We start from the raw sequence: 5,387 nt of genomic DNA, 5'->3' as shown, positions 1-5,387 counted from the left end.
TTTGTTTAGACCCAATTCTAGGGCTTTGTCAGTGGTGGTAATTGCCCCACCAATTAAAGTAGTTTTACCGCCAACTTCTAGATCAAAGCCACCATCCCCTGTGAAGATGCCCGACTGCTGACCCACGCCTTTATAGTCGGCATTGATATTGGTCTTGCCACCATTAAGCGATAAGCTAGACCCTGCACCCTCTAAAGCCACATCAAGGGTGAAGCCTATATCCTTTTGGTTACTGTCGTAGGTTGCGGTGTCTTGTAGCTATTCAATGTTGACGTCGCCAAGGATTTGGCCTTGGGCTTTATTGGTGTTGATGACCCCGCCTTTGATATTGACGTCATTACCAATGTCAAAGGTAGTGGTGCCACCGACGTTGACTTGGCTATTGGCATAGGTCACTGAGTCGCTGTTAGCAAACCCTTTGCCTTTGCTAGCGTTGGCCGTTATACCGACACCGCTACCTGTTGATGCATAGCCCCCAATAGCCGCACTTGAGTTTGAGTTATCACTACGAGTATTACTGTTTTGTGCCACGGCGTTAATATTTAAGTTGTTATCCGCTTGGAACAGCGCGTCGTTGGTGACGTTAAGATTACTGCCATTGATGTTGATATTGCTATCAGTGCCACCGCCTGTAGCAATCAGAGCTAGGTTGTTGGTGATGATGCTTGAGGCTTGGTTTTGCTCAGTGTCGCTTGAGCTGTTGGATTGACTCTTTTGACTACCGATGGTGGCTTGAATGCGGGTGTTGCCAAGTTCTTTTAAGCTATCTGCATTGATACCGTTATCAAGGAGTCCTTGTGCGGCTTTATCAGCCTCGGCAGCCAGCGCTTTGGCTTTTAATGCACCAGCCACTGCTGCCATGCCTTTCACGCGCGTGCTATCGGTGTTACCTCCAGCGTCAACTAAGCTGTTAATGCTCTTAGCACTGTCAATGAGGCTGTTTAAAAGAGAAAGAAAATAAAAAGCATGGCCTTTAGATTTGAGCGCTTTATTGGACTGGAAATATGCAGGACATGGGTTATTGTTTTATACAGGTTAGGTTCGTGCCTTGTCCCTTGGCAGAAGTAAATACAGCTTTACAGTTAGGTAAAGAGATCTCATTGAATAACTTTAAGATTCTGGGTGTGGAAAGCTCCATCTAATTTACGCGCTATTGATAGGCTAGAGTAAAACTGTAAAACTCATCGAATAACCTATCAACGCTATCATTATATATACCTATCTCCTGTACTCTTCTAAATGTAGAACTGAAATTTATATTAATATTAGATTTTGTATAATTTTTGTCTTTAACAATATTTTTCAATTTATCTAGTTCAAAAATAGACGCATCGTGGTTTGCTTCAAGAATAAGCTTAAGCTCGTCTATCAACCCCAGTATTTTTACTTTATTATCTTCTACTTTATTAAAAACGTTGTAGATTCGGATCTTTAGCAATTAACTTGTCACAATAATCAAACCACTCTTGAGACCATCTACCATGCTTATGACTCCAAATTTTTCGATCCAGAATTATGCTATTGTGCATTTCATCGAAAAGCGTAATATCTAATGCAGGATCTCTAGCTATTTTTTCCAAAGTATTCATATCAAGTAATTCAGGTAATAAGGGAGTTAAGTGTATATAACCATCTTCATCCTCATAAGTGTTTAAAGCAAAACATCCCTTTCTTTCATCATACATTGCCTCACTTTCTTCATCAGTAAATTTTTGACTAATGAATATCTCATAAAGATCTCCTGGAAATAAAATACCTACATATGTGCCGATATCATCAAAAGCAGTATATAATTTTTTTAATAAGCAGTAAGGCAACCAACAATGTTTAACTTTGGGATAGCCTAGATAATGTAATCTAATAATAACTCCTTCATGATCCATTAACCCCCAATGATGCCACCCACTTCTACCCTCACCGATATGTAACATTTTAAAGCTTTCAACATTTACATAGCTGTATGAAATACTCATTAAAAACTCCTATCTTCTTTTAGAAAATTGACTCATTGGTGTTAATGGAATAAGAACTTCACCCTTACTGTCAACTACGATAATTTGACGACCTGCAACTTTAGTTTCTGAGAAATTGCCTAACTTGCCTTGTAGATTTTGAATTTTAGCAGCGTCTGAACCCGCTGGAACTTGAACAGCAATGATTTTGCTACCGCCATTAGAAGATATAGGTTTATCCAAATCATTTTTAACTTGGCTTTCAAATGCTCGTGGACTACCAGATACTGATTTAACTTGTATAGTAGTTTGATTTTTACCCGTGGTAAGAGCATCTACAAAGACATCTGGTCCAGCAACCTCATCACCTGCGACACGATAAGAGGTTCCTTGAGGTAACGCTTCACGCATAATACTCTTTGCACCAGCATCAGTTAAAGGACTTGGGTTGCTCTTCGAGTGTTCCACAACTAAACTCTTGATGTCTTCTGCTCTAACGTTGGTACTAGTACCTAAATTTCTCTTACCTATATCATTAAGTGACTTACTAACATTAGCATTTGATTGACGCGCTCTATCAGCGTAAGTTATAGGTGATGCCTTTTTCCCTAGAAGATAATCATCTAAGAGTTTTAAGTCAGAAGGGCTTAATGATCTAACATTTTTGTTAATAGCTGAAGCTAATGCAACCTCACCACCTCTCCATTTCCTTGTAGCATCATAAGCTTTTGAGCCTGCCTTAGTTAAAGGTTGTAGTAGCCTTGCAACTGCGAGGCCTTCTATTTCTAGTATTAAACCCTCAGCAGTACTTTTTGCTAATCGACCTTCAAATGTTTTAAGATAATCTTCATAAGGGTCTATAGCGGTAATTGTTCCGGTAGGCAATGAACTTAAGGTGCCGCCTAGCTCATTCTTTTCTTTGCCAAAAGCACTATTTACACCCTTCGGACGGGCAGCATCAGACAGCTCTTTATACATTGCTAAAGCTTCTTTTTTTGCAGCTGTGCAATTCGCACTTGTTGGGTTACTACATGCTGCAATTAAAACTTCTCTCTGAAACGCATCTTTTGCATTCAATTTTAAAACTTCTTCTCTAGCTGACATGCAGGATTTGCTTTGACTACCTTCGCAACCTTCTAATATGCTTTTCCATGATTCACGAGCTAGAGTATCTTTATAGTTTAAATGGTTATTCTCAACCGCTACCTTGCTTGTTTCAGCTGCGTTTACTGCGTCAGAAACATTACCTGTTGTGAGACCAATACCAGCACCAAGAGCGCTTGTAATACTACTAATAGTATCCTTTTGCTCAGCGGTCAGCTTACTAGGGTCAGTAGTACCATAGAGGAATTTAGATATGAGAGGTGCAGTCGCTTCTCCTGCTCCAGCGGATAATCCACCTGTTAAGACATCATTTCCCGTAGCAGAACTGGTCGCAGCGCCTAGAATGCCATGGGCTAATATGTGGCCTGCTTGCTGAGCACCAGTGAGACTACCACCTTGTCCATCTGCAAGCTCTTTATAATACTGACCTATCTGATTAGAGACAAACGGACTTGCAGCTTTAGCAACATAGCCTGTAACGCCGTTACTATTTGGTCCATAGATAGCGCCAGAGATACTATCGAAAAGCAATCCTTGATTTTTTACTCGATTAGCTGCTGCTAGTTTCTCATTTCCTACTTGATCATCTCCATTCTTATAAGCTTCTTCAGCTTCATCTCTTAAAATCTTCTCTTTTGCATTTATATCCGTCTTAACCTTACGCCGCTCTTGATCAAAGGCTTGCGTAATCTCCGTCTGCGCCCCAAGCTCCTCATTGACTCTTGTTGCCTCAAACACATTCTCAAGTGCGCCTGCATACTCGGCTTGGTTGTCGGTAGTGATACCACTGTTGCCTGCGATGCCCGTAATACCAGCTTTGGTGATGCTACTGTCACTATCACTGTCTGTGCCATAACCTAAACCATTAAGACCGCCTTGTGGTTTTTTCTCAGTCATGCCGAGGCTAACACCAACCTGAATAGCATCACCCTCATAGCTACTGGTATTCTCGATGTCCTGTGTAGTTATACCGCCTTTGCTAATATAGTTATTACGTCCGGCTAGTTTTGCAGCTTCGGTCGTAGTAATCGCCCCACCTATCAGTGTGGTTTTACCGTCAACAACCAGATCAAATCCACCGTCGCCAGGGAAGATGCCAGATTGTTCGCCTACTGCCTTGTAGTCAGCGTTGACATTGGTCTTGCCACCATTAAGCGATAAGCTTGAACCTGCGCCCTCTAAAGCGATATCAGCGGTAAAGCGTATGTTCTTTTGATTGCTGTCGTAGGTTGCGGTGTCTTGTAGCGATTCAATGTTGACGTCGCCAAGGATTTGGCCTTGGGCTTTATTGGTGTTGATGACCCCGCCTTTGATATTGACGTCATTACCGATGTCGAAGGTAGTGGTGCCACCGACGTTGACTTGGCTATTGGCGTAAAAAAGCTACGAGTCTTATAGAGTCGTAGCTTTTTTTGTAATTATTACACTCGTTTGTCACACTATATGAAATTACTCATGCAACATATCCATAAACTCTTCAAAAGAGTCTGCTACATGGTTAACTACCATAGAAGTAGTACCATCTTCATTTTCTATATGATCATCATGATACATTAATACTACTTTAGGATTATTACCTGTTGGATCGTCTCGATAGTCAAAACAAACATAATCACCATTGGCACAAATTGCAAATGCTACTAAGTGAGGTACTCCTGCATACTTAGGGTCTGATACATATTGTTCAGCAAGAATATTTTCGACTTCACTATTATCAAAACTTAAAAAGTTAACATCTCTTTCATCTACTTCCCCATATACATTAGTAAAATCAAAAATGTTATTATATAGACGCATTCCGTCATGTTTTATAACTATTTTCTCGTATAAACTTGGAAAAAAATAATTTATTTTTTTTTCTACAGTACTAAAAACTTCCTTAGAGAGAACACCATTATCTCTATAAATTTTTAACTGCATAATTATCTCCCATTTTTCATTGAGTTCTGTCCCGTATGTGGAACTGCTCGTGATTTATGAATCTCAAAAGGCACAAGTTGCATATTACTGGGCGAAGATTTAGCATTATGATGCCAAGTGTATCCTTCTATTTTTTTCTTGCTAGATTTCATATCTTTTAATTGTTGTTCTGTAAACTTATCTGTGCTGGTTGCCCATCCATTACCTGACCGTTTGATACTGCCATCGGGGTTTTGGGTGTAAATTACTTTATTAAAATGTATAAAGGGCGAGTTAATACTCGCCCTTTATTGAACTAATCATTTGTCCAGTATATTTATTAGACTAACAAATCCTTTGGTTTCAACCCTTAAATAACTTACTATTCGTGTAACATATCCATAAACTCTCCAAAAGAGTCTGCAACATGAT

General features: G+C 39.9%; 6 protein-coding genes. All 6 read right to left on the bottom strand.

Annotation, left to right across the window (positions count from 1 at the left end; all coding sequences use genetic code 11):
* The coding region (locus KZA12_RS14615) for a hypothetical protein (RefSeq protein WP_218690734.1) at positions 1-201 on the bottom strand (201 nt) is incomplete at its 3' end.
* A 57-nt stretch (positions 202-258) separates the two neighbouring features.
* Positions 259-861 (bottom strand): hemagglutinin repeat-containing protein, encoded by a 603-nt coding sequence (locus tag KZA12_RS14610; protein WP_218690733.1) that lies wholly within the window; start codon positions 859-861, stop codon positions 259-261.
* Between the two features lie 545 nt (positions 862-1,406).
* Positions 1,407-1,973, bottom strand: coding sequence for a hypothetical protein (locus tag KZA12_RS14605; protein ID WP_218690732.1), 567 nt, complete (start codon positions 1,971-1,973; stop codon positions 1,407-1,409).
* Positions 1,974-1,982: 9 nt separating this feature from the next.
* Complete coding sequence (locus tag KZA12_RS14600) at positions 1,983-4,388, bottom strand: VENN motif pre-toxin domain-containing protein (RefSeq protein WP_373416639.1); 2,406 nt, start codon at positions 4,386-4,388, stop codon at positions 1,983-1,985.
* A 117-nt stretch (positions 4,389-4,505) separates the two neighbouring features.
* Positions 4,506-4,976: an SMI1/KNR4 family protein gene (locus KZA12_RS14590; protein ID WP_218690730.1), complete on the bottom strand. Its 471-nt coding sequence runs from the start codon at positions 4,974-4,976 to the stop codon at positions 4,506-4,508.
* A gap of 2 nt (positions 4,977-4,978) precedes the next feature.
* Positions 4,979-5,194 carry an HNH endonuclease gene (locus tag KZA12_RS15095; RefSeq protein WP_373416638.1) on the bottom strand — a complete coding sequence of 72 codons (216 nt, stop codon included), beginning with the start codon at positions 5,192-5,194 and terminating at the stop codon, positions 4,979-4,981.
* Between the last annotated feature and the right edge of the window lie 193 nt (positions 5,195-5,387).

The organism is Psychrobacter sp. BF1 (assembly GCF_019279065.1).
In the GTDB taxonomy this organism is placed as follows: domain Bacteria; phylum Pseudomonadota; class Gammaproteobacteria; order Pseudomonadales; family Moraxellaceae; genus Psychrobacter; species Psychrobacter urativorans.
Note: the sequence above shows the minus strand (reverse complement) of the source record. Positions and strands in the feature narration are given on the sequence as shown.

Excerpts from the sequence above, each read along its gene's own strand:
- KZA12_RS14590 (WP_218690730.1), bottom strand. The coding sequence starts at position 4,976 with ATGCAGTTAAAAATTTATAGAGATAATGGTGTTCTCTCTAAGGAAGTT.
- KZA12_RS14605 (WP_218690732.1), bottom strand. The coding sequence starts at position 1,973 with ATGAGTATTTCATACAGCTATGTAAATGTTGAAAGCTTTAAAATGTTA.
- KZA12_RS14610 (WP_218690733.1), bottom strand. The coding sequence starts at position 861 with ATGGCAGCAGTGGCTGGTGCATTAAAAGCCAAAGCGCTGGCTGCCGAG.